Genomic DNA, 1,265 nt, shown 5'->3' on the forward strand with positions numbered 1-1,265 from the left:
TTGAAGCATAGGATTTGTTTCTTTACCTTTCCAGTAAGCTCCGGCTATGGAAAAGAGTTTAAATGATGTTGGAGCTTTCCCTGTAGATGGAATATGAGGACCTCTACAAAGGTCAACAAAATCGCACTGTTTGTATATAGAAATAGGAGCTGTTTCTGGTATGTCATGTCTGATTAAATCCACTTTATAGATTTCTTTCATATTTTCAAAAAGCTGTAAGGCTTCTTCTCTTGGAAGTTCCTGTCTTTCAATAAGGCAGTCCCTTTGTATTATTTCTTTCATTTTTTCTTCAATTACAGGAAGGTCTTCCTCTGTTAACCTTTTGCCTTCAACTTCAACATCATAGAAAAATCCAACATCAGTTGTTGGGCCTATTCCAAGATGAACTTTATCTGTCCCATAAAGCTCTTTTAAAGCCTGTGCCATTATATGAGCAAGTGAATGTCTAAGAATTTCAAGACTTTCTTTATCTTTCGGAGTTAAGAATCTAAGGTTTCCACTTTGCCTTATAGGAGTATGGACATCTATAATTTCATCATTCAAAACTCCGCCAACTACATTTTTTATTTTCTTTCCTTCTCCTTCTAAAGCCTGTATTATTTCTTTAATTGTTATTCCGTCTTCAAATTCGAATTCACCAAATTTATCAATATTTAGTTTTATCATTAACTAATCTTCCTCCTATTTAAATTCATGTGCATAAATATTTTAACAATTTATAAGCCTTGACACTAATTGAAAATTTACATTCTTATGATATAATGTAATACCTAAACACGGCGGAGTAGCCAAGTGGTAAGGCAGGGGACTGCAAATCCCTTATACGCCGGTTCGATTCCGGCCTCCGCCTTTCAATAAAATCAATATCTAAACAAGAAATATCAATAATTTCCTAAAAATACCCTTTCCAGAAAATTCCAGAAAATTCCAAGAAATTCCAGAAAAAATGGATGCATTTTTGCACCCAGTTTTCACCCAGAAAAAGAATGGGGCATACGCCCCAGTTTGTTTAAAATTTGACGAGTTTGTCTCCAACTTTTACTCCGTTTTTAACCCATTCTATTCTTTTGAACATCATGTCTATATATGGCTTTGCTTTTTCCATATCTATCATTAATACATCTAAAATTGAGGTTAAGAGGTCGTATTTGAGTTTGAGTTCCTTGTATTCTTCGTAGGTTGGGATTTGTCGGAGTTCCTGCACAAGCTGGTTGTATTCGGCTTTGAGTTTTTCTATTTCTTCTCTTTCTTTTTTAATCTTGTTT

General features: G+C 34.2%; 1 protein-coding gene, 1 tRNA gene and 1 pseudogene. 1 reads left to right on the forward strand and 2 read right to left on the reverse strand.

From position 1 onward, the window contains the following. Window positions 1–666 (reverse strand): annotated as a pseudogene (locus tag HG1285_RS00980) (threonine--tRNA ligase); the annotation flags it as partial. 112 nt (window positions 667–778) lie between these two features. On the opposite strand from HG1285_RS00980, the gene HG1285_RS00975 reads away from it, so the two are divergent. Further along, window positions 779–850: transfer RNA gene (locus HG1285_RS00975), tRNA-Cys, on the forward strand. A 159-nt stretch (window positions 851–1,009) separates the two neighbouring features. On the opposite strand, the gene HG1285_RS20075 is transcribed toward HG1285_RS00975, so the two are convergent. Further along, window positions 1,010–1,265, reverse strand: a 256-nt coding sequence (locus HG1285_RS20075; RefSeq protein WP_008289511.1) for a hypothetical protein, incomplete at its 5' end; no start/stop codon positions are given.

The sequence above is a fragment of the Hydrogenivirga sp. 128-5-R1-1 genome (assembly GCF_000171895.1).